Source organism: Paraburkholderia piptadeniae, assembly GCF_900007165.1.
Taxonomy (GTDB): Bacteria; Pseudomonadota; Gammaproteobacteria; order Burkholderiales; family Burkholderiaceae; genus Paraburkholderia; species Paraburkholderia piptadeniae.
Genome location: NZ_CYGY02000221.1, coordinates 1 through 2715 on the forward strand (window position 1 = coordinate 1; position 2715 = coordinate 2715).

Consider the following 2715-nt stretch of genomic DNA (forward strand, 5'->3'; position numbering starts at 1 on the left):
TGCGAGCACGTCTTCAGGAAGATGGTCGAGCGTGCACAGCTCCTTTTCGCGCATGCCCACCAGGTGATCAGTTTCAACGAAGTGAACTGCATAGATGTAGAACCGCTGCAGGAACGTGTCGATCCTGGTGACGTAGCCTACGTCGCCCCTGTTCGCGAGAATCTCGCCCATATTCTTGCCGGTGTATGTACCGTCGTTGCGGATTACCGAGCGCGCGACCACACGCTCTCCAATACTGAATGACGGCGCAAATGCAACCTCGATGGCGTCGTCGTTGTGGAAGTCATGCATGACCTGCTCCCGCGAAAGGCCGAACTGCGTACTTCACGATACTGGTGGTGGCAACAAGGGACGTCCGTGTCCGATCCGACCCACGTCAACGCGCGTGACACTGTGTTCGCCTGCGCTGGGGGCAACATCAGGTCCGTGATTGTCCTTCACGAACGCAAAACCCGACCGGTCAGGCGTGTCGACGAAGTCGATCGTCACACCGTCCAGCAGCAGGCGGCTTTCCGCCGGCAGGAATAGACGCAGGCCATTGATCTCCATCGCCTCGTCGCCTGGCTGCGCCTCGGTTACCGCACTGAATCCGGCATCGTATCCAGAGCAGCCGCCGGAGTTCACAAGCAGACGAAAACCCGCACCAGACGGCAAGCCGGAAAAACGAACCATACGGCGCATGAACTTTTCGGCGGCGGACGTAACGGTAAGGTTGGGCAGCATCGTGTCAATCTCCTCAAATTGAGCAGTCGTTAGACTGCAGGCAGTACGATGCGCGGAGAACAGGGCTAGGCCGGAACGATGCATCCGTCCACGGGGCACACCGCCACGCATTGCGGCGTATCGAACTGTCCTTCGCACTCCATGCATTTCTTCGGATCGATTGCGAAGACACCGCCTTTCTCACAGATGGCGACATTTGGGCACTGCGGCTCGCAGGCCGAGCAGCCGGTGCACGTCGACGCAATGATCTTCAGGGCCATGCGACACTCCTTGCAATGATGATCTGTGTAAGCCGGGCGAAACAGGCATGACTATCCTGCCTGCCGCTCAAGCGGCGGCATCCGCAGTCGCAGCCATCAACGCGCTCTGCCGGATTGCGGCCTCGCCACGTTCCTCGTGCACGATCACGCCGCCGGCGACACGGCTGCAATAGTCGGCGAACCACGCAAGCGCCGCCTTTTCGATGAATTCGCCCGCGTACTGGTCCACCGGCTCGACGCCCGCGCGCGATAGCTCCTTGCGCGGACACGCGCCAATCTTTGCGACCAGCACGGCATGGCAATCGCTGATCGCGCCGATGAGCCGCGGCAGACCCTCGTCGTCGCCATAGCCGCCATGGCAATAAAGGTCCACGCGACGGTGGCCAACAAAGAACGCTCCGGTAGCGCTGATCTCGAAAATCTGGAACTCGCGGACGTGCCCGAAATGTGCGTTCACCCGGCCGCGCCCCTTTGTCGCGACGGCGATCAGGGCCCTCCGGTCGCCCTGCACTTCGCGCCCCTGCACGAAGGCGAGCGCCTCCTGTTTCTCACCACGCTGCACATCGACTTCGGCTTCCAGGCGGCGCTGATATTCGCGGCGGCGGTCGAGGTCATACCCGATTTCCATGTGGTCGATCCTGTCGAGCGTGAACTCCTCGCGGCGATCCTCGCCGAGGAGCCCCACCGCGTCCGCACGGCACTGCCGGCAATGGCGCATCAGGTTCGCGCCGCCCATGCAGGCGTCCTGCACGCTCTTCAGCTCACGCGCAGTCGGGCCGCGCTGTCCGCGCAGGCCGAAATACGTGCCATGCTCCGGTTCCGAGATCAGCGGCATGATGTTGTGCAGGAACGCACCGCGCCTCTTTACCTCGCGATTTACCTCGATCAGGTGTTCGTCGTTGATGCCCGGAATCAGCACCGAGTTGATCTTCGTAAGTACGCCACGCGCACCCAGCATCTCAAGCCCTCGCATTTGCCGCTCGTGCAGGATGCGCGCGGCCTCCTTGCCCGTGACTCGTCGGTGGCCCCAGAAAATCCACGGATATATCTTTTCGCCGATGACGGGATCGACCATGTTGATGGTGATCGTCACGTGGTCAATGTTGTGCTTGCAGATCTCGTCGACAAGGTCCGGCAACGCCAGGCCATTCGTCGACAGGCATAGCTTGATATCCGGAGCCCGCTCGCGAAGCATGCGGAAGGTGTCGAAAGTTTTTTTCGGATTGGCCAGTGAATCCCCGGGACCCGCAATGCCGAGCACGGTCAACTGCGGAATCCGGGCGGCGACGGCCACCACCTTTTTTACTGCCTGCTCCGGCGTCAGCTTCTGCGACACAACGCCGGGCCGCGACTCGTTCGAACAGTCATATTTGCGATTGCAGTAGTTGCACTGAATGTTGCAGGCCGGGGCCACCGCCACATGCATGCGCGCATAATGACGATGCGCCTCTTCCGAATAGCACGGATGGTTCTTTACCTTTTCCCACACCTCTGTCGGCAGACCGTCGGGTATGCCCGACGGACCACGGCCAGAGTGACTCTCACCACCGCGTGAACCACAGCGGCCCGGGGCGGACGCTTCGACGGTGCACCCCAGGCGCGTAATCTGCCCGATACCGATACAGGCAGTCGAGGCCAGCATGCTGTCGTTCGCGCTATCGTCCATGGACATCTCCTCGCAACCGACGGTGGTCGCGCGGCAGACAAGAGCGAGATCCGTGCCACTCGAACG

General features: G+C 61.4%; 4 protein-coding genes. All 4 read right to left on the bottom strand.

Features of this window, described 5'->3' with window-relative positions; genetic code table 11:
• Nucleotides 1-291: nitrogen fixation protein NifZ (locus BN2476_RS44825; protein ID WP_087740484.1), on the bottom strand; the 291-nt coding region annotated here is incomplete at its 3' end.
• Between the two features lie 33 nt (nucleotides 292-324).
• Entirely contained in the window at nucleotides 325-723 is a 399-nt protein-coding gene (locus tag BN2476_RS44830) for a HesB/IscA family protein (RefSeq protein WP_087740485.1), read from the bottom strand.
• A 65-nt stretch (nucleotides 724-788) separates the two neighbouring features.
• Entirely contained in the window at nucleotides 789-983 is a 195-nt protein-coding gene (locus BN2476_RS44835; protein ID WP_087740486.1) for a 4Fe-4S binding protein, read from the bottom strand.
• A gap of 67 nt (nucleotides 984-1050) precedes the next feature.
• Nucleotides 1051-2649: a nitrogenase cofactor biosynthesis protein NifB gene (gene nifB, locus BN2476_RS44840; RefSeq protein WP_087740487.1), complete on the bottom strand. Its 1599-nt coding sequence runs from the start codon at nucleotides 2647-2649 to the stop codon at nucleotides 1051-1053.
• Nucleotides 2650-2715 lie beyond the last annotated feature (66 nt).

Excerpts from the sequence above, each read along its gene's own strand:
- BN2476_RS44830 (WP_087740485.1), bottom strand. The coding sequence starts at position 723 with ATGCTGCCCAACCTTACCGTTACGTCCGCCGCCGAAAAGTTCATGCGC.
- nifB (WP_087740487.1), bottom strand. The coding sequence starts at position 2,649 with ATGGACGATAGCGCGAACGACAGCATGCTGGCCTCGACTGCCTGTATC.
- BN2476_RS44835 (WP_087740486.1), bottom strand. The coding sequence starts at position 983 with ATGGCCCTGAAGATCATTGCGTCGACGTGCACCGGCTGCTCGGCCTGC.